The sequence below is a fragment of the Clostridioides sp. GD02404 genome (assembly GCF_045898275.1).
Taxonomy (GTDB): Bacteria; Bacillota; Clostridia; order Peptostreptococcales; family Peptostreptococcaceae; genus Clostridioides; species Clostridioides difficile_A.
The window spans coordinates 93591-116633 of the sequence record NZ_JBJOCA010000011.1; the positions used below are offsets into that span (position 1 = coordinate 93591).

The window sequence follows — 23043 nt, forward strand, 5'->3', positions numbered from 1 at the left end:
AGTCTTTTATGTGTAAAATTTAATTATGAACCTTGCACCACCATTATGACAATTTTCTGCATGCAGAGTTCCATTTTGACGTTCTATAATAGACCTTGATAGAGCAAGTCCTATACCAATACTATCCTTATTAGCATTTTTACCACGATAAAATCTATTAAAAATATATGGGAGTTCTTCCTGAGAAAATCCATTACCATTATCCTCTATAATAATTTCAGTATATAGAGGATTTTTGTTGTAGTAAGCAATAATATGTCCACCATTTTCTATATGTTCACTACAATTTTTGAAAATATTCAAAAGAGCTTCTAAAGTCCAATTAATATCAACTTCAAATTCTACTGAATCGCAACTTTCTATAGAAAGTGTTTGATGTTTTTCTTTTAAAGAATCTTCTATAGGCTCAACTGCATAAGTGAGTAGAGAATGTACATCTATAAGTTTTCTTTCAAATATTAAAGTACTTGCATCCAATTTTGATAATATAAGTAAAGATGAAACTAATCTCTCAAGTCTTGAGATTTGATTTGTAAGTCTATGAATATAATTTATTTCCTCATCAGAGCAACTTTCTGAAAGTAGTTGTGCCATAAGTGACATAGAAGTAATTGGAGTCTTAAGCTGATGTGCAATATCTGCAAGATTATCAGAAAGGGCCTGCCTTTCTTTTAAAGCAAATTCCTTTGAACAACGAAGCTCTCCTACTGTTTTGTATATCTCATCTTCAAGGTGAGAAAATTCATCTTCACATCGTAAAAGCACAGACTCTTTTCCTGAGTTTACTTTTTCTAAGTATCTAGTAAGATTGTTTATTCTATTCATTTTTTGTATATTTTGTTTATGTTTAAGTATATATACAACTAGAGCTATTGTTGAAATTATAATAAACGAAACCACTAAAAAGTAAAAAAAGTTTTTACTCCAAAATGTACCTTTAGAGTATCCATGCTTTAATAAAATCTCATTTCCAATGTTAAGGTTATTATCACCTGAATCTTTTAGAGATTTTAGTATATGTTCTGTAGACTTAGGATTGAACTGATATGATGCACCAATAACTTTAGACATCATTTTATATTCATCAAAAGAAGTTATAGTTGTTAGAATTACACTTAACAAAACAGTTATAGCGAAACAGAATAATATAAACACAGCTGTATTATTGATGTCTCTTGGAGTTTTCACTAATTATCCTCCATTCTATATCCTATGCCTCTCAATGTTTTTATACAAGGTGGATTTTTTAATTTTTCCCTAAGACGTTTTATTGTAACAGTAAGGGTATTGTCATTGACAAAGTTGCCATCTACGTCCCACAGCATTTCTAATAACTTTGTGCGAGTCATAGCTTTATTCTTATTTTCCATCAAGCTTAAAAGGAGCTTATATTCTCCTGCTGTCAAAAGTACTTCAACATTATCTAAATATACTTTAACTTCAACTTTATTCAATTTTATATTTTTGCATGTAATAGTATTGTTAATATCAGGATGAGTTCTTCTAAGAACTGCATTAATTCTAGATTGGAGTACTGAAAGTAAAAATGGCTTAACCACATAGTCATCTGCACCCATATCTAATCCATGTATAATGTCTTTTTCATCATCACGAACAGTCAAAAATATTACTGGAGTATCTTCTATACTTTTAACATATTGACAAAATTCATATCCAATACCATCAGGTAAATTTAAGTCAAGTAGAGCCAAATCAATAGTTTTATCAAAGTTTTTCTTCGCTTCAGCAATAGTATTATAACAACACACTGTGTGATTTTTCTTTTCAAGAGAAGTTTTTATCCCAAATGTAATTGTATCATCATCTTCCAGAAGTAGTATTTTAGCCATTTACTTTTAATCCTTTCATCAGTTTAAATTTTTAATTTTAGATTTAATATTTTTTCATATTAAAGATAGGAAAAGTATCATTTAAGTAATATAAAGTTTAATTTATAAACTTAAGTCTAAACTTTAAGTGAATTTATCAAAAGAGAAAGTGTTGTTTCAATAAATTTCTCTTCATCTATATTAAAATTATCTAGGTACGATTTTCCTGTTAAAGATAATAAATTAAAAAATCCTGTGAGGGTAAATATTGATGAATACATAAGAGTAGGTATTTCAATATCATATCTAATACTTCCATCATTTTTTCCAACTTCAAACATTGCTTGGATTTCGTCAAACATAAATTTGTTAAAAGAAAAAAACTTATTCTTAAATGGTATCTCTGTATCTGAGTTTCTCGATTGTACAGCACCAATCATCCCCATAAGAGATAGAAGTGAGGGATTAGTACAATAAAATTTATAAAATGCAAAGTATGAAAATTTTATTTTTTCAAATCCTGTTTTACCCTTTACATTTTCTATTTCAATACTATTCCAAAGTCTCTCATATCCTCTTAAAACGACAGCAAAAAATAAATCCTCTTTACATGAGAAATATTTATATATAGTACGTTTAGTATATTCAACTTCTTTTGCCAATTCATTCATAGTTGTATTATCAAAGCCATTAAGGCAAAATAATATTTCTGCCTTATCAATAATCTCGTTTTCTTTTTGTAATTTTTCTTTATCTCTTCTTGATAATTCTGACATATAAATTATTCCTTTCTATTGATAACAATGTATACCAGTGGTATACTTGTATAATTATAATATATTTATATACTGAGGGTATACTTTTATGAAAATAAAATTGATATTAAGTCTTATAGATATTTATAACTTCACTAATTAATTATATAGGCAAAAGACTAAATAGGGGGAATTTATTTATGAAAATAACAGAAAATGTATTAATGTTAGATAGCACTCGTGGTTCAAATTGTTTTATTGTGTTTGATAAAGAGCTTACTCTTATAGACACAGGACTTCCTTTTATGGGGAAGAGCATAATTAAAGAATTAAAAACACTTGGAATTAAACTTACAGATATTAAGCATATTTTACTGACACATCATGATGTTGACCATATATCTAATGTTAAGTTGCTAAAAGAACAGACAAGAGCGAAAGTGTGGGCTCATATAGAAGATATACCTTTTATTATAGGAGAGAAGGATAGACCTGGATTCAAAAAGTTTATAGGAAAGACAATTTCGAGAAGGATTATTAAGGATATTGAACCTTATGGAGAAAATATGAAGATTGGAAATATACAAATTATCCATACTCCAGGTCATACTCCAGGGCATGTGTGTATGGTTTTTGAAGATGTATTATTTGCAGGAGATTTAGTTAAAAATAAGAATGGGAATATAATTCCTTATCCTAATCTTTGGAATTGGGATTCTGAAAAGATGATGAAATCTATAAAAGAATTAAATAATTTTAAATATGAATGGATATGTATGTCTCATGGAACTCCTTGCATTAAGTAACAAAAATAATAATCTATGATAGGTATATCCTATATTGTCTATTGACTATATACAATATTGGTGATAATATAATATCCAAGATTGAGTATAGGTGGTGAATTTTATGATACGCACTTTAATTTTATATTATCTAAATATTAAACCAACACATGGGTATGAAATTCAGAAGTTTCTACAGGTATCTGGTGCAGATAGATGGACTAAAATACAGTCTGGGTCAATATATTATGCGTTGACAAAACTAGAAAAAGATGGAGCAGTTAGGGTTTTAAGAGAAGAAAAAACTGGTGCTAGAATTCGTAAAATCTATGAGATTACCCAAAGTGGCAAATTAGAGTTAAAGGAAGAAATACAAAAAGAACTTCAGACGCCAATAGTACCAACAGGTTCAAATAAATTCCTATTACATAATATTTTGGATGTCTTACCTAAGGATATTTTACAAAAGAATCTTGAAAAGCATATAAAATATTTGATAGAACAGAAGAAGTATTGGGAAAATTGGAAAGAGATTAAAAAAATTGATAAAAAGAGTCTTGCAACAGAAAAGATTGCATTTGATATGACAATAGATAATCTAAATTATCAAATTCTATGGCATGAAGAAATATTAAATAATCTTGATAAGTATATATCTGTCGGTTGTGAGACGCAAAATATAATTAAATCTATAGATTTTTCAAATATAGAAGATGATTTTTTATTTACGTCTGAGACAACAAATGAATTACTAGAAGTCCAGAGACTTAGAGATGAAATAATTGATAACCCAGATAAAGCTATAGAGAACATAGATAAAATAATATTAAAATTAAAAAATAAGCATTAAATTTTATTATAATAACACGAGTAAAATACTCGTGTTTTAAAAAATAATATATACAATGTTGGATATATAATATTGGTTAAATACTTGGGAGGTTTATAAATGAGTAATGTATTATTGGAGATTGAAAATATATCTAAAAAGTATAAGGACAAGGAAGTTATATCAGGAGAAAGCTTCAAGGTATTCGAAGGAGATATTTTAGGTTTTATCGGACCAAATGGAGCAGGAAAAAGCACATCTATAAATATGTTTACAACGATTGTGTCACCTGATGCTGGAAACATATATTATGAAGGAAAAAGTATATATAATCAAAAAAATGATTTTAAGCGTTCACTTGGTGTCGTACCACAGGAATTAGCTATATATGAAGATTTAAGTGCATATGATAATGTTAAATTTTTTTGTTCATTATATGGATTTAGAGGTAGAGAACTTAAAAATAGAACTAAAGAAGCTTTAGAGTTTGTTGGACTTTGGGAGAGACATAAGGAGTTTCCTTTAAAATTTTCAGGAGGGATGAAACGTAGGCTCAACATAGCCTGTGCAATTTCACATAGCCCTAAAATCCTTATTATGGATGAGCCAACAGTAGGTATTGACCCTCAATCAAGAAACAAAATTATGGAGGCAATTAAAGACATTAATGCTAATGGTACAACAGTTATATATACTAGTCACTATATGGAAGAAATTGAAATCTTATGCAATAGAATTGTTTTAATAGACAAAGGAGTGATTATAGAAGATTTAGATAAGAACGTATATAAAAGTAAATATTTTAAATTTGGTTGTAAGACATTAGAAGATATTTTTTTACATATTACAGGTACAGACTTAAGAGATTTGGAGGAATAAATAGATGAGATATTTTTTACCATTGTTCAAATTAGGAGTGAAACGAAGAAGTAAAGATTTTTTTATTTTATCTTATAATATTGTTTTTCCAGTAATCATCATCATACTATTAGGATATTTAACATCAAAATCTTATGGAGAGGAATTTACATCATACAATTATTATACCATTGTTACAATACCATTTTGTGTTTTTATGGGAATCATTAGTATTTCATATGCAGCACAGGATGAAAAAGGTTCAAATACATCATATCGTTATATGATTTCTCCTATTTCAGTAACAGACTTAGTTCTTTCAAAACTCTTCTCTTGTACAATAATACTTTCACTATGTAATTTGATAACTTTATTTTTGTTAAGAGGTATTTTTCATATGAGTTTTGGTGGAAAATTTTTAGCTGTTATTTTTCTTTTGACATGTGAATCAATTGTAGTATCATCCATTGGATTGTTTTTGGGATTTGTTTGTAAAAATTTAGATATGTTACGTAATATCATTAATATACCAATAGTGATTTTTGGCTTTTTAGGAGGAGTATTTTTTCCAGTTAGCTCATTAAATTCAACTATTTCATTAATAATAAATATATCACCATTAACATGGATTAATAGAGCTATAGTTGCTTGTATATATGATAATAACTTGCATCTCCTTTTTAATATATCATGCATATTTATAGTCACAAGTATATTTATAACAATACTTACAATTAAATTTTTCAAAAAGGAGGTTTTTATATAGTGAATTTAATAAACATTTTTAATAATAATTTAAAAAGAAGTATGAATAAGAGATTAGTTTTCTTAGTTACAATCTTATTCCCTATAATTGTAGTAATACTTGGGATATTGGCAAATTACATAAGTAAACCATCTTTCAATATTGGTATTTTAAATGATTACAAAAACGAACAACTCCTAAGCGAATCTGAAAAAAGAATATATGATAATACAATAATAGCTTTAAAAAATACTCAAGGAATCAATGTAGAGATTGCAGACCTTAAAACAGTTAAAACTGATATTATAACTGGGAAGTATTCAGCTGTTATACATTTTAATAAGAGTGATTTTAAGTTATATTCTGTAAAAGATAAAAATACGAATGATATATTAAAGTATTTAATAGAAAGATATAAAAAAGACCCAACTCCTATAGATATAAGTGAACTAGAAGAAAATACCTTAGGTATATTACAAAGAATAATTGCATTTATCGTATTATTTCTGATGATAACATCCACTGTAACAGCATCAATGATTATCAAAGATAAAAACTCAGGTACATTTACAAGAGTACTATATTCTCCACAAAATATAAAAGGATATGTGTTAGGAAATATGTTATATAATTTTACAATAACATATTTTCAGTACTTAGTTTCAATATCTATAATTAAGTTATTTAATGTTGATATTGGCATGGATTATATAGACTTGGTTTGTTTAGGAATTTTGGTATCAGCTTTAGCAACTTCTTTTGGAACATTTGTATCTTCTTTATTCAATAAAGAAATGTATGCAAATTTATTTTCTACATGTATAGCCCTTATAGTATCACTTATTGGTGGTTCATTTATTCCAATTGAGAAAATGCCAACAATGTTACAAAATATTAGCATTATAAGTCCAATACGATGGTTTATTAGTTTTGTTACTTATGTGGAAGAGAGAAAAGGAAGTTTTTTTAATATGGGTTATATTTTCATTTTAATAGCCATGACATTAGTTTTATCTTTATTAGCTATGAAGTTTATTCAAAGAAGCAAATACTTGAGTCATAATAATTGACTAATATAAAACTTTGTATAATGCAAAAGAGCCAATAATCTCTAATTTTCAAAGGTTATTGGCTTTTATTATTGTATCTAATCATTTTACTGACATTTTAAATCCAAAATATAAATTTTTAGTATAACCATTCCTTAGTATCAAAGCACATTTTTTGTATGTCATCAATAAAGCAACTTACATGGTATCCATCAGTAGATGCATGATGAACTGTTATAGAAAGAGGGAGAAGTATTTTTTCATCTTTTTGATAGTATTTACCTGCTTCAATCGTAGGGAAAGAATAATTTTCAAGACCATGATTATGCACAGTAAAACTCTTAAAACTAATCCATGGAATACAAGAAACAGTATAACAGTTTTTTGGTGGATTTGGTTTTGCTAGAAAACCATAATTTTTTCCATATTCTTTAATATCAGCTAAATAATTTTCATAGAATATCGAGAAATCTTTATCATATTCTGTCCATATTGATGAGAAAGTCTTATCATCATCATGAAAGATTGCATAGAATGGTGTTAATGTACTCCAATAACCAAGTTCATCTTCATCATATGCAATTTTTAATTCTTTATATTGATTTAAGCAAGTCGTTATTATGTATAAATATGCTGGGTAAAATTTAATATTTCTTTCTTTCGTTTCCTTAATTAAATTAGTAATGTCTATTTCTATAGTTAAATCAAATCCTACATTTGTCATTTTTGAAAAATAGTAAAAATGTGTATATCGTTCCCAGTTTTGTAAGTCAATTTTATGGAATTCTCGTTTACTCATATGAAATCACCATATCCTTTATAATACTTATTTGATTATCAATATCTTCATTTGTAATCTTTAAAACAGGAGAAGATGTTTTCATACTATCAAATAAAAACATTATGTGTATTGCAATTGTTTTAGAGTCGCATTTTTTAAATTCACATTTAGATTGTCCATAGTCGATTAAATTTGAAAGCATTGTGATAGCTGAATTATATCTTTTATTCATATAATCACGTTGGTCCTTTTCTACAAAAGCAAATTCATGTATTGCAAAATTCAAACCACAATATTTACTTTTTATATCATTTTTTTGTTGCTGTAAAAAATATTCTAGCATATGTTTAGCTGATATATTTTCCTTGATACCCTTATCTAATAAATTTTGAGAGTCGTCTTTATGAGTATTTAGTATATTAATAAAAATTTCTTTTGTTGAATTAAAGTGTCTATACAGTCCACCACGACTTAAATTACATGCTTCACAGATATCTTTCATTGTTACATCACTATATCCTTTATCAGCAAATAACCTTATTGATGTATCAATAATAAATTGTCTAGTTTGTTCTCCTTTTGTTGGCATATGCTTTAACCTCCTTATTAACGACATGAGTGTCACTTTAATTATGAGACACATGTGTCGTTTTGTCAAGCCGAATTTATTCTCTATAAAGTGAATGTACAATAAAATAATATTAATTTATAAAATGATTGGACAATACAAGAAGCATGATTTATTTTTAAATTGATATGAAGAGTAATTAAATAGTAATAATATTATTGACTTTTAAAACTTACGTGTGTAATATATAAGTTACTATCAATTATATATTTACCTACATATTTTTAGGATATACTTAAAAACATAACAAAAGTATAGAGTAGTTATGTTCATAAGATTCCTTTAAACATAAAACTTACATATGTAATATATAAAATAATAAGGGTGGTTTGTATGAGAAAAAATAAAAAAACAAGAAAAATGATAATTTTTGGTTTTCTAATTTGTTTACTTGTAGTTATTGTTGGTTTTTTAGCTAAATTCATATTAGAGGGACTCAATAAAAGCAAACCAGATGAAGTATTTAAGCAATATATGTCTTTTGCAAATGAAAGACAATATGAAAAGATGTACGACTTGTTAGATGAAAAGAGTAAATCAGAAATTAAAAAAGAAAAATTTATTTTAAGAAATAAAAAAATATATGAAGGAATTAATTCACGTAATATAAGTGTAAAGATTAATGAAGTTAAAAAAGAAAAAGATAGTGACAAAATAATAAAATACGATTCGAAGATGGATACCTTAGCAGGAGAAATTTCATTTTCAAATGAAGTGCCATTAAATAGAGATAAAGATGGAGATTATAGAATAAGATGGAAGTCAGATGTTATATTTCCAGAACTTGAAGAAGATAATACTATAAGAATATCAAAGCTTAAAGCCAAAAGAGGAAATATTTTAGACCGAAATGGAGTAATGATTGCAGGACAAGGCCTTGCATCAATGATAGGTCTAGTTCCTGAAAAAATGAGTGATAATACAGAAGACTTAAAAAAATTATCTACTTTATTAAATATACCAGTTGAACAAATTCAAAAGAAATTAAATGCATCTTGGGTAAAAGACAATTCAATGGTACCTATAAAAACTATCGAAAAAATAGAAGACAAAGCATTACAAGACTCACTTCTTAGTATCCCAGGAGTTAAGATATCTAATACAGAGGTTAGACAGTATCCATTAGGTGAAAAAGCTGGGCATCTAACTGGATATGTTCAAAATGTAAATGCAGAGATATTAAAGGAAAAAGAAGGTAAGAGATATAATTCTAATAGCATAATTGGTAAGATTGGTTTAGAGAGTTTACTGGAAGACAGGATACGTGGTATTGATGGATATGAGATTATTATAGCTGATAGATATGGAGACAAGAAAAAAACTCTAGTAACTGAGCCTAAAATAGATGGAGAAGATGTAAAATTAACTATAGATTCAAAACTACAAAGTAAATTATATGAACAAATGAAAAATGATAAAGGATGTGCAGTAGTTATGAATCCTAAAACAGGAGAAATCTTATCCCTTGTAAGTAGCCCATCATACAATCCAAATGAATTTATACTAGGGATGTCAGAAGATAGATGGAAGGAAGTCAATGAAAATGAAAACAAACCAATGTACAATAGATTTAAAGCACGATTATGTCCTGGGTCTTCTTTTAAACCAATCACTGCTGGTATTGGTTTAACGACAGGAAAGCTTAATTCAAATGAAAACTTTGGACACAGTGGTCTTAGTTGGCAAAAAGATTCTAGTTGGGGGAGCTATAAGGTAACTACATTAAAAGATTATGGTAACACTGTAAATATGAAGAATGCATTAATTTATTCTGATAATATTTATTTTGCTAAAGCAGCATTAAAAATAGGTGAAGATACATTATCAAAAGAGTTGTTAAAGCTTGGTTTTGAGGAAAGTATGCCGTTTGAATTTGGAATATCTTCTTCAAAATTTGGTACTGACAATAAATTTGACACTGAAATACAATTAGCAGATAGTGGATATGGTCAGGGGAAGGTTCTAGTAAATCCAGTACATATGGCATCAATGTATTCAACTTTTGTAAATAATGGAGATATGATAAAGCCATACCTTGAATTTAAAGATAATTCACATGCTGAATTTTGGAAGAAAGGTGTATTTTCCAAACAGTCTGTAAAAATTATTCGTGATGATTTGATTCAAGTTGTTGAAAATCCTAATGGTACGGGTCATAGTGCTATGACTAAGGGAATTACTATTGCTGGTAAAACTGGTACAGCAGAAATTAAAGCATCTAAAGATGATATTACAGGGACAGAACTTGGATGGTTCAATGCTTTTACTGTAGATGAAAATAGTGATAAACAGTATCTGGCAATTGCTATGATTGAAGATGTAAAGAATCGTGGAGGAAGCCATTATGTTATACCTATTGTTAAATCAATATTTGAAGATTAATTTTTCTTAATTTTAGGATTAATCTCATTCACTTGAAGATTGTATTTTATATGTTATTTTTTATTACCTATTTTTTAATATTTAAAAAATTTTATTAAAAGAAATAAAGTATATGTATTAAAAAAATTCATTAGATAGATTTACTTAAAAATTTAATCGTAAGTGAAATCATAAATTGTGATACTTGGGATATTTGACCTTAGAGATATAAGTAAAATAGCTAATAAATTATGAGAAAATCTTAATTATTTCCATATAATTACAAATATATAATATTATATTATTAAAAAAATCTTAAAATAAGAGAGGTATTTATTGTTGAAGAAAGCCAAATAGAGGAGTATAATGGACAAAGATAACTAATTTTAGTAGTACTTATACAAAGTAATTATATTTATTTAATAAATACTTCAAAGTTACCAATAAATTAGAGATTAGTTTTTATTCCTAAATGAAATTGAAAGGGGACTGTATGAGAAGAAAAAGATTTCTAATCACTTTAAGTATAGGGCTTCTTTTTTCCAGCCTACTATCTATTTACTTAGTCTACAATTTGCAAGGAAATGCCAAAGTAATTAATTATACTGGGATTATACGTGGAGCAACACAACGTCTGATTAAGCAAGAATTGAATCATAAGCCAAATGATAAATTAATAAAAAGAGTAGATAATATTATTCATGAGCTTCAAGGTAGAAGTGGTGTGTATAATATTGCTTATGTAGATGACCATGACTTTCAAACTAACATGATTCAAATGGAAAGAGATTGGAAACGTTTAAAGCAAGAAATATATATTGTTCGTGATGGTGGAAAAAGTGATACACTCTATAAAGAAAGTGAAGATTTTTTTGATTTAGCAGACAAAACAGTTTTATCTGCTGAAAAATTTAGTGAGAACAAAGTTTCTTCAGCTGAAAATGTTTTGATTTTTTTAAATCTTTCATTTGCCTTATTAGTTATTTTTATTTATATGTATGATACCAAACAAGATATTTTGCAAAAGAAACTTGAACTAGCAGAAGAGGATAATCAGAGAAAAAGAGAACGTCTTATTCAATTGGCTGAAGACTTACAGGCTCCAATGAATGATATTTCAGAGCTTTTATATATCAGTGATTTAGAGACCTATGATTTATTATTTTTAAATAAAGCAGGTATTGAAAGTTTTAAGGTTGACCAAATAAAAGGGCAAAAATGTTATAAAGTACTACAGAAAAAAGATGAACCTTGTGAGTTTTGTACAAATTCTTATTTAAAAGAAAGTGAAAACTATACTTGGGAATTTACAAATCCAGTAACAGGTCGTCATTATCTGTTAAAAGACCGTTTAATTGAATGGGAAGGTAAGCCAGCAAGAATGGAGATTGCGTTTGATACCACAAAATCAGAAGAAGAGAAAATAAAATTACGATTTACACTTGAGGCTGAAAAAATAATTACAGAGTGTGTAGATATTTTATATAGAGATAGTGACATTAAAAAAGCAACTATGTCTGTGCTTGAAAAGTTAGGTCGTTTTTTATCTGCTGACCGTTCATATATTATTTATATTCGAGACGGTCTGATGTATAATGATTATGAATGGTGTGAGGAACATATCTTGTCGCAGAGAAACTATCTACAAGACCTTCCACTATCTACTATTGAGCGATGGATTCCATATTTTAATAATAAGGAATGTATAGTTATAAAAGATTTAGAAGAGATTAAATCTACATCACCAGGGGAATACCAAATATTACATAATCAATCTATTACCAGTCTTGTTGTAGCCCCATTAGAACATAATGGAGAACTTATCGGTTATTTAGGAGTTGATAATCCACCTCCAGATAAAATTATGAATATTGCATCATTACTTCAAACACTTTGCTACTTTATTTCCCTTGCTAGCCAACATTCTAAAACTCAGGAGCAATTATCAAAACTAAGTTATATTGATAAACTTACTTCTTTCTATAACAGAAATCGATTTATAGAAGATTCACAATCACTTACAAAAGTTGATATTTCTATAGGAATTATTTATTTAGATGTGAATGGTTTAAAGGATATCAATGATAAATATGGGCATGAAATGGGAGATAAGTTATTAATAGAATGTGCGAGACGAATGAAATTGGTATTTCATTATTCTGATTTTTACCGTTTAGGTGGAGATGAATTTGTAATTATTTGTCGTGAAATTGAAGAAGACGTTTTTAGTAAGAAAATAATAGAACTAAAAGGCGAATTTAGAAAAAGACCTACTTGCCAAGTTGCGATAGGGTCATATTGGGCGAATACAGTTGATGATATAGGAGAAATCATAAAAAATGCGGATGCAGAAATGTATGAAGATAAAAAAGCTTTTTATCGTAAACACTCTGTTTCTCAGAGATATCGCCATCATAGTGATGAAATGTTACATTTAAGCAAAGCTGAGGTTCTTGAAAGAGAAATACAAAATAATCGTTTTCTCGTTTATTTACAACCTCAGATTTCTTTCTCAGACCGCTCAGTTGTGGGTGCAGAAGCACTTATACGTTATTTGGATAATTCTAATTCACTTGTAGCTCCAAATAATTTTCTTCCTATATTAGAAGCATCTGGACTATTAAGTAAAATAGACTTCTATGTATTTGAATCTATTTGTAAGAAATTTAGCAATTGGATTGATAATGATGTTCCAATCGTTCCAATATCTATAAATTTTTCAGAAGAATCACTAGAAACACCAGAATTTGTGAATTGTTTAGTGTCAATTTGTCACACTTATAATGTCCCTACCAAATACATAAAAATTGAAATAACAGAAAGAGTACATGATGAGAAGCATCTTGATGTGAAAAAAATCATATCAGATTTAAGAGATGTTGGTTTTGCTATTGCAATTGATGATTTCGGAACTGAGAATGCAAATTTAGCACTACTCTCTGAAGTTGAGTTTGATATATTGAAATTAGATAAGAGCCTAATTGATAATATTGTATCGAATCCTAGAACAAAGGTGATTATGGAATATATCACAGGAATATGTCGTAAATTAAATATTTATATGGTTGCTGAAGGAATTGAAACTGAGGAACAATTTTCTACGCTATTACAATGTAGAGTAGAGACAGCACAAGGATATTTATTTAGCAAGCCTATACCAATCGACGAATTTGAAAATAATTATCTAATAAAAAGTCATCTATTGAGCTAGATGACTTTTTTTATTGTGAATGTGTATTTTCATGTTATTGATAAAATTGATGGACAAGTTTTAGATAAAAAATCAGGTTAATTATAATAAAATCAAGTAGAACACATTAATCAAAATAAAAGCTAGCAAATTGAATAAATAATTAGCAAGAAAAGATTATAATAATATGGTTTTTCTGAATGGATACGATATTGATTTTTCTGTTGATTTTTTTATATATCTTATATGTTATCATACAAAAAATTAAAATAGTGGCAACAATTGAGGATGTGAGGGAGAGTTGCCACTATTTCATATAGGGTATTATATTATGTTTTTAAGCTAGTTTTACTATCTTCTATGTTTACATAATAACTCTTGTATGTGAATTTAATAGATAATTCATATGAAAATTATGTGAAGTTTTTAGGTTTTATAGTAAATATGTTAGAAATTATAGATTTCTTTGTCATTTAATATAGATAATGTTATTTTAGCTGCTAAACTACCATTAGAATAATCTTTACTTTGGATATTTGTAGCAAAGAAATAAGTATTTTCATTTTTTTCTACATAACCTATAAACCAACCATTTACATCTTTCCCATTTATAGTAGCAGTGCCTGTTTTGCCAGAAAGTGAGACACCATCCTTTTTTGATACTATCAATGAATCTTTTACAGCTTCTATATTTTTATCTTTAAAATTAAACTTATTTGTATAGAAATCTCTAAGTAATTTTACCTGTTCAATAGGTGAAATTTTTAATGAGGATTCTAGCCAAAAACGTGAGATACCTCCTGAAATATCACAATTACCATACTTAATCTGTTTAAGATAAGTTTGTATATCTTTTATCCCTGTTTTTTTATCTAGATAATGAAAGTACCAGTTTACAGAGTTCTCCATAGCAGAAAATAAGTCTTGGTCTTTATTCCAAGAGTTAATAGGATGAAGTTTTCCATCCCAAGGGATGTATGAATTATTTTTTGTTATAATCCCATTTTCTAATCCCAATAAAGCACTATAAATTTTATAAGTAGAATTTGGAGAAATTCTTTTTTTACTTTTTTCCTCATTGTAAATATGATATTGATTGGATTTTAAATCATACATAACAAAACTTCCATCAAAACCTTTAAAGTATTTGCTTAGGTCTTCATACATAGTTTGACTATTTGTAGGTTTATATTCTTCATTAACATCCGCCATAATAGATAATGTAGGGCTATTTCCAAATACAATTAAAGCAATCAATGTAAAAATTAAAAGGCTTTTTAGTTTTAAAAATTTTGACTCAGTATGAAAATTTGTTATCTTTAATAATCGCCTTTTAATTTGTTGTTTTGACCCACCAATATCTGATGTAAGTGTGAGATTAGAGGGTTTTGAAATATTATCTACAAAGTTTATTAGTGTTTGTCCATATTCTATATAATCATCTTTATCAAGTTTCTTTAGAACTGAAATATCACATGCAATTTCACGGTCTACTCGCATTTCTTTAAGAGCATACCATACAAGAGGGTTAAACCAGTATAATATTTGGAAAAAGCACATTATATAATTTATCAATATGTCTCTATTTTTAGAATGTTGTAATTCATGAAGTAAAATATATTTTATATCTTTTAAAGATAATTTAGATATAGACTTATCTGGTAATATAATATGTGGTTTAAAGTATCCAAATGTAATAGGTGTATTTATGATGCAGGATTTACATAATATAAAATCTTTATTTATACCAATATCTTTTTTACATTGTTCAGATAGTAGAACTATCTCATCATCATCTAAAATATGTGCAGATTTTTTCATATTTCTTATTTTAAAATTACAATGAATCGTGATAACCATCATAATTGAAATACCAATCATCCATAATGTTAATAATAAAATATTTAAACTATCAAAATTAGATTGATTCAGAGATACTGAAAAATCCTTTAATGTATTTGAGTGATTAATAATACTATTTGAGCTATTTTTTATTATATAAGTATTAGCAGTATTATTTTCAATTTGAGTAAAACCATATAGATAGTTAAGCATATTTCCAAGATTAATGTATTTAAGAGGGATAAATGGAATTATTAATGTTATAAGCAATATAAATCCAATATTATAGTGGCATTTTGCAGAAATGTGCTTATTAAATATCTTTTTAATAAATAAAACTGCAACAATTAATAATGATAGGGTTAATGTACTGAATAAGAATCGTATAAAGAATGGAGCATACATATTTACTTATCCTCCTTAGTCACCCTTTTGTTTAAAATCTCTTTCAATTCCTCAATATCATCTTCAGATAGTTTATCGTTTTCCAAAAAGTTTAGCACCATAGAATTAAGAGCACCATTATAGAAACGATTTAAGAAAGAACGACTTTCTGTAGCTACATATTCTTCTTCTTTAACAAGTGGAGTATAAACGAAAACTCTACTATTTTTTTCATATGTTAAAGCTCCTTTTTTAACTAATCGCAATAGCATTGTTTGAATAGTTTTAGGACTCCATGTACTTGTTTCTACTAATTTTTCAATTACTTCATTAGTGCTAATAGGAGCATATTTCCAAACAATCTTCATAACTTGATACTCTGCTTCTGAAATTTGTGGTACTTTTTTCATGATTATACCTCCTTATACTTACATTTGTAATATATAAAGTATATTATCATTAATTTAGTTTGTCAATTAGTAAAAATAGCTCATTTATAACTCCTAAATAACTAGATATAATTAAATGTAATTCTTAATTGAGTTGTGTAAGTATAGCTTTAAGTTAAATAAATGTGTATATTGACAGCTGAAAATATAGTTGATATACTTATTGTTGATATAGCAACTAAAAAGGGGGTATAGAAATGATAATCACGATTATAAATGGAAGTCCTAGAAAAAATGGGGCTACATCGAAGGTTTTGACTTGTTTGTGCAAAGATATTGAAAGATTAATTCCAACAGTAGAAATTAATTATTTTGATTTAAGTGAAGTCAATCCATCGTATTGTATTGGTTGTTTAAATTGTTATAAAATGGGGAAGTGTATTAATCAAAGTGATAAAGTAGAGTACATTCATGATATAATTACTAAGAGTGATGGTGTTATATTTGGTAGTCCTACTTATGGAAGTAGTGTAACTGGGCTTTTCAAGGTATTTACAGATAGAGCACATATGATGTTGGAAAGATTATTGTATCGTAAGCCATGTATAGCAGTTACTACATATGAAAATGCTCGTGGTTCAAAAGCAATTTCTTTTATGAAATCAATGATATTAGATTCTGGGGGTTACACTTGTGGTAATTTATCTATAAAAACTGGATTTAATCAGAATCCTATAACTGAAAGAGTAGAATTAAAGATACAAAAAGTATCTAAAAAATTTATTTATTGCATAGAGGAAAATAAAAATCCGCCTGTGTTTTCTCAAATCTATAACTTTATTGCTATGAATGTTGTTTTAAAGCCAATGGCTTTTAAAAATATTGAGCAATATAAAGGAATAATTGATAGATGGGAGGCGCAAGGGATTATCTAAATGGAGGTAAAATGAAAGATTTTGAGGAACTATATGAAGTTACAACTAAGCTAGTAAGTACTTCATTGAAGGTAAAAGATGATTTGAAAAAAATGTTTAAACAAAATGGATATGATATAACAGCTGATCATTATGCGTTATTAAGATTTCTATGGGAACAAGATGGAATTTCTCAGATAGATTTATGTGAAAAATCATGTAAGGATAAATCCAATACTACAAGAATCTTAGATGTTATGAAAAATAAAGGATTGATTGTACGTAAAGTAGATGCTAAAGATAGACGTAAGTTTCAAATATTCTTAACAGATTTAGGTAGAGAATTAGAAGAACCATTAAATAAAATTGCAAGTATGTATGCAGTAGAGACATTTAAATCTATTTCTGATGAAGAGTTACCCTTGTTTGCTAAGATTTTAGATAGAATTGGAAAGTAGATACAAACTCTATTTTAAGAAGTCTTTTTAACTATTAATGATACAAAATGATAGAAAGAGGGATAAGAATGAGTTCTAAGATTTATTATTTTTCTGGTACAGGGAACTCTTTAGTAGTTTCAAAGGCTTTAAAAGAGATGTTAAATGAAAATAAGGAAGTAATACCATTAGCTATACATAGAAAAAAGCAAACTATAGATATAAATGAAGATATACTAATAATCGTTTTTCCTGTGTATTTTGCTAATGCTCCTGATATAGTGAAATATTTTGTAGATAAATTAAATTTTAATAGTAATACTCATATATATGCTATTGCTACTTGTAATGGAGTAGCTGGACATAGTTTGTTTACTATAGATAAGTTGCTTAAGAAAAAGGGCAAAAAATTATCAGCTGGTTTTATAATTGATATGCCTGGCAACGCTTTGACAACACCTTTAGATGTTGAAGAAGAGAGATTAAGAAATTTAACTAATAGAGTATCTGAAATTGCAAAGTATATCAATAATTCTGAAAATGGAAGTATAGAAGGAAAGAATAATTTAAAGTCATATATAGATAGTGTTATGCTTCGTTTAGTAGGGAAGAATATGCAAATTGCAACTACTAAATTTTTTGCAGAGAGTAAATGTAATGGATGTGGGACATGTAAAAAGGTTTGTCCTGTAGACAATATAAGTATAGTTTATAAAAAGCCAAAATGGGGTAATGAGTGTGAAAGATGTTTAGCTTGTTTTCACTGGTGTCCAAAAGAGGCTATAAATATAAAAAAATCGTTTTTAACAGATAGAAAGAAGTATCATCATCCAGATGTTACTGTTAAGGAGATGTTTTTAGATAAGTAGATATATTTAACTTGTATTAATAACTATCTTATTAAATAAAAATTTTAGAGTAATAAAGAGAAAAATACAGTAATCTTATGAGAGGATTATAAATAGTAATATGTAATCGTATAATATAGTAGAGATTAAAAAGAATGATATATAAATATATAAGATTATTAACATGAAAATAAAAGCGCCTCATAAATAAAAGTTTTTGAGGCGCTTATTGTTTATTTAAATTGGTATCTATTATTTTATAATCTCAACCATTTTTTTTATATCCTCTGATGCCATTTCAAACTTTGACTTTTCAATCAATATGTTTCCACCAGTCATGATATAGGATGGAAATATTCTTAATTTATCATAATAAAGTTCATTGTTACGAAGTTTATATGTTGAGATAGAAGGGATAGCATTCTTTTTTGTATGTTTTTTAGTAATCATGTTAAAAGATTTTTTTGCAACATCTCCCATCAACATCACTACTTCTAAATTATCGAATAATTTAATTTCCTCTTCTAAAATAGGCATGTGTAATTTAACTGTGTCACTAGTTATTGTATACTCTGATTTAGGGAGTTTTACTGCATTGGTTATATAGATACCCATATCTAAAATATCATTTATATTAGATACTTCTATACCTGCATTGTTGAATAAAGGGATAGTGGTTTTTAAGTAATCAGCATCTTCATCTATACTATAAAAATCGTCATTAGGGTTATTTGGTACAACTTCATTAATCATGATAGTTTTTATGGTATCTGTGTCTATTGTTATATTAGGAAGATATGATGTTATTTTGTCGTTATCAAAAAGATTATTCTGCTTAATAAATTCATTTAAAGTTGATTTTATATTTATTTTCATATAATGTATCTCCTTAGTCTAAAACTTTAAATACTATAAAAATAGTTTTAAAGTATATAATTTTAAAATATAATAACATATCAAATACGACAACAGAATGTCATGTTTAATTAATAACCTTATCTAAATTTAGAATTTATTAGAGCATTTGCTTGTTCATAGTCATCTTTATGTACATAAATTGAGTACTCATAAGAAAAATATTCTTTTTGCCCTAAATTTCCAAGAATCATTTTATTTGAAAAAGACCCTTTAGAGTAAGTATTGTTCCTTACTTTATACTTATATTTAATTTTATTTACTGACAATATACTGCATATCTCATTAAATCTATCTAAAGAATATCCTCGGAAAAGCTCAATTCTATTTAAAATCATAAAGAAAACCTCCTTATAAAAGTAAGTTATTGAAAATAGTTGAGAAATGGACTATAAGTTGTTATAAATAAAAGGTAGCAAAATTAAATTGATTTGTAAAGTTTTTAAGAGTATTATACTAGTAACAAAATGAATAAGTTACAGATATATAATTTTAAATAAAATATGTAAATGTGATTACATAGACTCAAAGGAGAAATTTTAATGAAAAAAATATCACAAGAAAAAGTAAGTACATATACTAAAGAAGTATCTCAAGAAAAGATTGAACAATGGAAATCGGTATATGAAAAATATAAAGATACTTTAAAAGTAAATTCTAAACCTATTTCAGAAGTAATAGAGTTTTTAAAACAAAAACATACTGTAAAGGAAGAAAGTTCAGAAGAGTTTAAGGATGTAATTATCAATAATATTAAATTAAATAAGCCTTTCTCAGAAAAGATTACCAATAATGCAGAATTAAAGCCTATTGTATTTACAATTCAAAATGAAGGGAATGCAAAAAAATTATACGATGCACAAGAAGAAATTTATAGTGGTTGTACAATTACAGTGGGTATGGAATTTGAAACAGGATGTGTATTTGTAGAGGGTAGTGATGAGCTTAATGATGAGATAACTGCCTTTAGAGGATTAGATAAATATGATATAAATAATTATTATCTAGTAGCAAACTATGTTAGATGTCTAAAGAAATATGAATTAATAGATTAGTACATGATTTAAAAATTATAGAATAAATTTAAGGCTAGTATAATTATAAGGAATAAGTTTAAGTCTAATACAATTAAGTTTAAATCTAATATAAATGTTAAACATAAATTTAGATAGAGTTGTCAAAATAAAATTGGCAACTCTATTTTTTTATTTAAAATTTATTAAAACTGATAGCTGTTATAGAATTGTTATTTTTTCATGTTAGTATTCTCTTAGTAACAGAAATTCATGAATTACAAGAAAGGAGAAATAAATATGAAAGATTTAATTCTTGAAACAAAAAATTTATCAAAAAGATATGGGGAACAAATGGCAGTTAACAATGTTTCTTTGCAAATTGAGCGAAACAGTATCTATGGTCTTTTAGGTCCAAATGGTGCAGGGAAGTCTACCACACTTAAAATGCTTGTTGGTCTTCTTCGTCCAACAGATGGACGTATTATTTTTGATAGGAAACTTTGGAAGCGAGAATCTCTTGCAAAAATTGGTGCCTTAATAGAAGCCCCTTCTTTGTATGGGAATCTTACAGCAGAGGAAAATTTATTAGTACATACGAAAATTTTGGGAATTCCTAAAGATAAAATTTATGAGGTATTAGAAATAGTAAACTTGAAAAACACAGGGAAGAAGAGAGCGTCACAATTTTCTATGGGGATGAAACAAAGGTTAGGAATAGCTATTGCACTTTTGAGTGACCCAGAACTGTTAATACTAGATGAACCAACTAATGGGCTTGACCCTTTTGGAATTCAAGAACTTCGTGAGTTGATTGCTTCTTTTCCAAAAAAAGGTATAACTGTAATTCTCTCTAGCCATATTCTCTCAGAGGTTGCTCAAGTTGTAGATAATATAGGAATTATAAATGGAGGACGATTACTATTTCAAGGAATACCTGACCCTAATGAAAATCTAGAAGAATTTTTTACAGATGTTATTCTTAAAGGAGGACAAAACAGATGAATGCTTTACAATCAGAACTTTTAAAGTATAAAAGAACATTTATGGGAAAACTTATTATTTTTTTCCCAGTATCTTTTGCAGCGTATGCACTTATAATGCAATCAACACTTATGCAAAATCCATTATCTCAATCAAATTCTTGGGCGTGGCAAAGTCTTTTAGCATTAATTTTTAATTGGTGGTCATTTATGTTTCTGTCTATTGGATTTGCATTGTTTGCTACTTTGGTAGCTGCACAGGAAAAAAAGGCTGGAAATTATCGTGCTTTACGTACACGCAATGTGTCTCCTATGATGCTTTGGATTAATAAAGTTATGGCGATGGCAGTTTACAGTTTTATTTCAACACTAGTTTTAATAGTTGTAACAATTATAACTGGTTTAATATTGAAAGCTGGACCAATTCCTTTTGGACAGATTATAGGGGCAAGTATTGTATGCTGGGTTGTTTCTCTTGCTATACTTCCAATTCAGCTATGGGTAGCTACATGGAAAGGTATGTTTCTAAGCATGGGAGTTGGATTTTTAGGAATGATATTGGGTGTCCTTACTGCGACAAAATCATTTTGGATTGCAGTACCATGGAGTTGGGCAATTAGGATAGTGTGTCCAATCCTTAACTTACATCCTAATGGTACTATATTAGAAGCTGGAGACCCACTTTTGAATACTTCAGTAATTCCTATTGGGATTGTTGTTTCTTTGGTTGTGTTTCTAGTATTAACAGCACTTACTGCAGTTTGGTTTAGTAGGAGGGATGACAAATGATAAAACTCTTATCATCAGAATGGCTTCGAACAAAGAGAACAGCCGTCCGATGGCTTACTCTTTTTATGCCTGTTATTTTTTCATTATGTGTGGTTGCCTATCTTGCAATCAAATCTGGGAGTACACAAGCATTTGCTTTTGAAGGATTTTTTACCGTATGGACTGTATTCATCATTCCTATTGGAGTAGGTATTTTATCTGGATTTATAGTATATGAGGAAGAGCTCGCTGGAAATTTTAATGGTTTTTTATGCATAGGTATTTCTCGTGTTAGATTATATCTTGGAAAATTTCTTTTTCTTCTGTTTTGCTTAACTGTATGCACATTTATTGCTACATTGATACTCTGTATAGGTATGAATATTGCAGTGCCATATGGAGCAACAATAAGGTTATTTCTGTCAGCAGCAGGACTTGTGGTGATTGGGACGCTTCCACTATTAGCTATTCATCTTTGGGTTAGTTTTGCATGGGGAATGGGTGCATCTATTGGTATTAGTATTGGTGGAATTTTAATGGCAGCAATACTTGGTCTAACAAATGTGGGTTCAAAAATTGGCCCATTTGTACCTTGGACATGGCCAGTAAAATTGGGTATGCTTCCAGGAACTTATTTTATTAAAGGAACTGGAAATATTCCAAATGATGTGATTTATTCTGAAATGATACAATCAGCTACTATACATTTTGTAGCTGTAGTAATAGGTCTGATTATATTC

General features: G+C 27.8%; 23 protein-coding genes. 14 read left to right on the forward strand and 9 right to left on the reverse strand.

The window, feature by feature from the left end; genetic code table 11:
• Nucleotides 1-6 precede the first annotated feature (6 nt).
• The 3 genes from Q3287_RS08700 to Q3287_RS08710 form a co-directional block, all read right to left on the reverse strand.
• On the reverse strand, nucleotides 7-1188 hold the full coding sequence (locus Q3287_RS08700; RefSeq protein ID WP_407963884.1) for a sensor histidine kinase: 1182 nt from the start codon (nucleotides 1186-1188) through the stop codon (nucleotides 7-9).
• Nucleotides 1188-1850, reverse strand: a complete 663-nt coding sequence (locus tag Q3287_RS08705; RefSeq protein WP_407963885.1) for a response regulator transcription factor — start codon at nucleotides 1848-1850, stop codon at nucleotides 1188-1190. The genes Q3287_RS08700 and Q3287_RS08705 overlap by 1 nt, the downstream gene beginning before the upstream one ends.
• Nucleotides 1851-1966: 116 nt before the next feature.
• On the reverse strand, nucleotides 1967-2605 hold the full coding sequence (locus Q3287_RS08710) for a TetR/AcrR family transcriptional regulator (RefSeq protein WP_054268980.1): 639 nt from the start codon (nucleotides 2603-2605) through the stop codon (nucleotides 1967-1969).
• Nucleotides 2606-2784: 179 nt separating this feature from the next.
• Between Q3287_RS08710 and Q3287_RS08715 the strand changes: the two genes are divergently transcribed.
• From Q3287_RS08715 to Q3287_RS08735, 5 genes are all read left to right on the forward strand, one after another.
• Nucleotides 2785-3390, forward strand: a complete 606-nt coding sequence (locus Q3287_RS08715; RefSeq protein ID WP_407963886.1) for an MBL fold metallo-hydrolase — start codon at nucleotides 2785-2787, stop codon at nucleotides 3388-3390.
• A 103-nt stretch (nucleotides 3391-3493) separates the two neighbouring features.
• The gene (locus Q3287_RS08720) at nucleotides 3494-4219 is read left to right on the forward strand and encodes a PadR family transcriptional regulator (protein ID WP_054268982.1); all 726 of its coding nucleotides are present in this window, start codon (nucleotides 3494-3496) and stop codon (nucleotides 4217-4219) included.
• A gap of 99 nt (nucleotides 4220-4318) precedes the next feature.
• Entirely contained in the window at nucleotides 4319-5077 is a 759-nt protein-coding gene (locus Q3287_RS08725) for an ABC transporter ATP-binding protein (RefSeq protein ID WP_407963887.1), read from the forward strand.
• 4 nt (nucleotides 5078-5081) lie between these two features.
• Nucleotides 5082-5822 carry an ABC transporter permease gene (locus Q3287_RS08730; protein WP_054275785.1) on the forward strand — a complete coding sequence of 247 codons (741 nt, stop codon included), beginning with the start codon at nucleotides 5082-5084 and terminating at the stop codon, nucleotides 5820-5822.
• On the forward strand, nucleotides 5822-6871 hold the full coding sequence (locus tag Q3287_RS08735) for an ABC transporter permease (protein ID WP_407963888.1): 1050 nt from the start codon (nucleotides 5822-5824) through the stop codon (nucleotides 6869-6871). The genes Q3287_RS08730 and Q3287_RS08735 overlap by 1 nt, the downstream gene beginning before the upstream one ends.
• A 118-nt stretch (nucleotides 6872-6989) precedes the next feature.
• On the opposite strand, the gene Q3287_RS08740 is transcribed toward Q3287_RS08735, so the two are convergent.
• A complete protein-coding gene (locus Q3287_RS08740) occupies nucleotides 6990-7649 on the reverse strand; it encodes a CatA-like O-acetyltransferase (protein ID WP_407963889.1) in 660 nt (219 codons plus the stop codon).
• Nucleotides 7642-8220, reverse strand: a complete 579-nt coding sequence (locus Q3287_RS08745) for a TetR/AcrR family transcriptional regulator (RefSeq protein WP_407963890.1) — start codon at nucleotides 8218-8220, stop codon at nucleotides 7642-7644. The genes Q3287_RS08740 and Q3287_RS08745 overlap by 8 nt, the downstream gene beginning before the upstream one ends.
• A 372-nt stretch (nucleotides 8221-8592) precedes the next feature.
• Here Q3287_RS08745 and Q3287_RS08750 point away from each other — a divergent pair, with 372 nt between their 5' ends.
• Both Q3287_RS08750 and Q3287_RS08755 read left to right on the forward strand, forming a co-directional pair.
• Nucleotides 8593-10641 (forward strand): penicillin-binding transpeptidase domain-containing protein, encoded by a 2049-nt coding sequence (locus tag Q3287_RS08750; protein ID WP_407963891.1) that lies wholly within the window; start codon nucleotides 8593-8595, stop codon nucleotides 10639-10641.
• A gap of 973 nt (nucleotides 10642-11614) precedes the next feature.
• Nucleotides 11615-13831 carry an EAL domain-containing protein gene (locus tag Q3287_RS08755; RefSeq protein WP_407963892.1) on the forward strand — a complete coding sequence of 739 codons (2217 nt, stop codon included), beginning with the start codon at nucleotides 11615-11617 and terminating at the stop codon, nucleotides 13829-13831.
• Between the two features lie 426 nt (nucleotides 13832-14257).
• On the opposite strand, the gene Q3287_RS08760 is transcribed toward Q3287_RS08755, so the two are convergent.
• Together Q3287_RS08760 and Q3287_RS08765 are read right to left on the reverse strand one after the other, a co-directional pair.
• Nucleotides 14258-16057, reverse strand: coding sequence for a BlaR1 family beta-lactam sensor/signal transducer (locus Q3287_RS08760; RefSeq protein ID WP_167639790.1), 1800 nt, complete (start codon nucleotides 16055-16057; stop codon nucleotides 14258-14260).
• Between the two features lie 2 nt (nucleotides 16058-16059).
• Nucleotides 16060-16446, reverse strand: coding sequence for a BlaI/MecI/CopY family transcriptional regulator (locus tag Q3287_RS08765; RefSeq protein WP_054269009.1), 387 nt, complete (start codon nucleotides 16444-16446; stop codon nucleotides 16060-16062).
• A 236-nt stretch (nucleotides 16447-16682) separates the two neighbouring features.
• Between Q3287_RS08765 and Q3287_RS08770 the strand changes: the two genes are divergently transcribed.
• From Q3287_RS08770 to Q3287_RS08780, 3 genes are all read left to right on the forward strand, one after another.
• Nucleotides 16683-17360, forward strand: coding sequence for a flavodoxin family protein (locus tag Q3287_RS08770; RefSeq protein ID WP_407963893.1), 678 nt, complete (start codon nucleotides 16683-16685; stop codon nucleotides 17358-17360).
• 11 nt (nucleotides 17361-17371) lie between these two features.
• On the forward strand, nucleotides 17372-17797 hold the full coding sequence (locus Q3287_RS08775; RefSeq protein ID WP_074179993.1) for a MarR family transcriptional regulator: 426 nt from the start codon (nucleotides 17372-17374) through the stop codon (nucleotides 17795-17797).
• Between the two features lie 68 nt (nucleotides 17798-17865).
• The gene (locus Q3287_RS08780; RefSeq protein WP_407963894.1) at nucleotides 17866-18645 is read left to right on the forward strand and encodes an EFR1 family ferrodoxin; all 780 of its coding nucleotides are present in this window, start codon (nucleotides 17866-17868) and stop codon (nucleotides 18643-18645) included.
• A 231-nt stretch (nucleotides 18646-18876) separates the two neighbouring features.
• On the opposite strand, the gene Q3287_RS08785 is transcribed toward Q3287_RS08780, so the two are convergent.
• Nucleotides 18877-19500: a uracil-DNA glycosylase family protein gene (locus Q3287_RS08785; protein ID WP_207713573.1), complete on the reverse strand. Its 624-nt coding sequence runs from the start codon at nucleotides 19498-19500 to the stop codon at nucleotides 18877-18879.
• 119 nt (nucleotides 19501-19619) lie between these two features.
• Entirely contained in the window at nucleotides 19620-19877 is a 258-nt protein-coding gene (locus Q3287_RS08790) for a hypothetical protein (protein WP_407963895.1), read from the reverse strand.
• A 204-nt stretch (nucleotides 19878-20081) separates the two neighbouring features.
• Between Q3287_RS08790 and Q3287_RS08795 the strand changes: the two genes are divergently transcribed.
• The 4 genes from Q3287_RS08795 to Q3287_RS08810 all read left to right on the forward strand — a co-directional run.
• Nucleotides 20082-20594: a hypothetical protein gene (locus Q3287_RS08795; protein ID WP_407963896.1), complete on the forward strand. Its 513-nt coding sequence runs from the start codon at nucleotides 20082-20084 to the stop codon at nucleotides 20592-20594.
• 258 nt (nucleotides 20595-20852) lie between these two features.
• On the forward strand, nucleotides 20853-21557 hold the full coding sequence (locus Q3287_RS08800) for a lantibiotic protection ABC transporter ATP-binding protein (RefSeq protein WP_407963897.1): 705 nt from the start codon (nucleotides 20853-20855) through the stop codon (nucleotides 21555-21557).
• Complete coding sequence (locus Q3287_RS08805; RefSeq protein WP_054275800.1) at nucleotides 21554-22324, forward strand: lantibiotic immunity ABC transporter MutE/EpiE family permease subunit; 771 nt, start codon at nucleotides 21554-21556, stop codon at nucleotides 22322-22324. The genes Q3287_RS08800 and Q3287_RS08805 overlap by 4 nt, the downstream gene beginning before the upstream one ends.
• Nucleotides 22321-23043: lantibiotic immunity ABC transporter MutG family permease subunit (locus tag Q3287_RS08810; protein ID WP_407963898.1), on the forward strand; the 723-nt coding region annotated here is incomplete at its 3' end. The genes Q3287_RS08805 and Q3287_RS08810, both read left to right, overlap by 4 nt.

Excerpts from the sequence above, each read along its gene's own strand:
- Q3287_RS08705 (WP_407963885.1), bottom strand. The coding sequence starts at position 1,850 with ATGGCTAAAATACTACTTCTGGAAGATGATGATACAATTACATTTGGG.
- Q3287_RS08710 (WP_054268980.1), bottom strand. The coding sequence starts at position 2,605 with ATGTCAGAATTATCAAGAAGAGATAAAGAAAAATTACAAAAAGAAAAC.
- Q3287_RS08715 (WP_407963886.1), top strand. The coding sequence starts at position 2,785 with ATGAAAATAACAGAAAATGTATTAATGTTAGATAGCACTCGTGGTTCA.
- Q3287_RS08720 (WP_054268982.1), top strand. The coding sequence starts at position 3,494 with ATGATACGCACTTTAATTTTATATTATCTAAATATTAAACCAACACAT.
- Q3287_RS08725 (WP_407963887.1), top strand. The coding sequence starts at position 4,319 with ATGAGTAATGTATTATTGGAGATTGAAAATATATCTAAAAAGTATAAG.
- Q3287_RS08730 (WP_054275785.1), top strand. The coding sequence starts at position 5,082 with ATGAGATATTTTTTACCATTGTTCAAATTAGGAGTGAAACGAAGAAGT.
- Q3287_RS08740 (WP_407963889.1), bottom strand. The coding sequence starts at position 7,649 with ATGAGTAAACGAGAATTCCATAAAATTGACTTACAAAACTGGGAACGA.
- Q3287_RS08745 (WP_407963890.1), bottom strand. The coding sequence starts at position 8,220 with ATGCCAACAAAAGGAGAACAAACTAGACAATTTATTATTGATACATCA.
- Q3287_RS08750 (WP_407963891.1), top strand. The coding sequence starts at position 8,593 with ATGAGAAAAAATAAAAAAACAAGAAAAATGATAATTTTTGGTTTTCTA.
- Q3287_RS08755 (WP_407963892.1), top strand. The coding sequence starts at position 11,615 with ATGTATGATACCAAACAAGATATTTTGCAAAAGAAACTTGAACTAGCA.
- Q3287_RS08760 (WP_167639790.1), bottom strand. The coding sequence starts at position 16,057 with ATGTATGCTCCATTCTTTATACGATTCTTATTCAGTACATTAACCCTA.
- Q3287_RS08765 (WP_054269009.1), bottom strand. The coding sequence starts at position 16,446 with ATGAAAAAAGTACCACAAATTTCAGAAGCAGAGTATCAAGTTATGAAG.
- Q3287_RS08770 (WP_407963893.1), top strand. The coding sequence starts at position 16,683 with ATGATAATCACGATTATAAATGGAAGTCCTAGAAAAAATGGGGCTACA.
- Q3287_RS08775 (WP_074179993.1), top strand. The coding sequence starts at position 17,372 with ATGAAAGATTTTGAGGAACTATATGAAGTTACAACTAAGCTAGTAAGT.
- Q3287_RS08780 (WP_407963894.1), top strand. The coding sequence starts at position 17,866 with ATGAGTTCTAAGATTTATTATTTTTCTGGTACAGGGAACTCTTTAGTA.
- Q3287_RS08785 (WP_207713573.1), bottom strand. The coding sequence starts at position 19,500 with ATGAAAATAAATATAAAATCAACTTTAAATGAATTTATTAAGCAGAAT.
- Q3287_RS08790 (WP_407963895.1), bottom strand. The coding sequence starts at position 19,877 with ATGATTTTAAATAGAATTGAGCTTTTCCGAGGATATTCTTTAGATAGA.
- Q3287_RS08795 (WP_407963896.1), top strand. The coding sequence starts at position 20,082 with ATGAAAAAAATATCACAAGAAAAAGTAAGTACATATACTAAAGAAGTA.
- Q3287_RS08800 (WP_407963897.1), top strand. The coding sequence starts at position 20,853 with ATGAAAGATTTAATTCTTGAAACAAAAAATTTATCAAAAAGATATGGG.
- Q3287_RS08805 (WP_054275800.1), top strand. The coding sequence starts at position 21,554 with ATGAATGCTTTACAATCAGAACTTTTAAAGTATAAAAGAACATTTATG.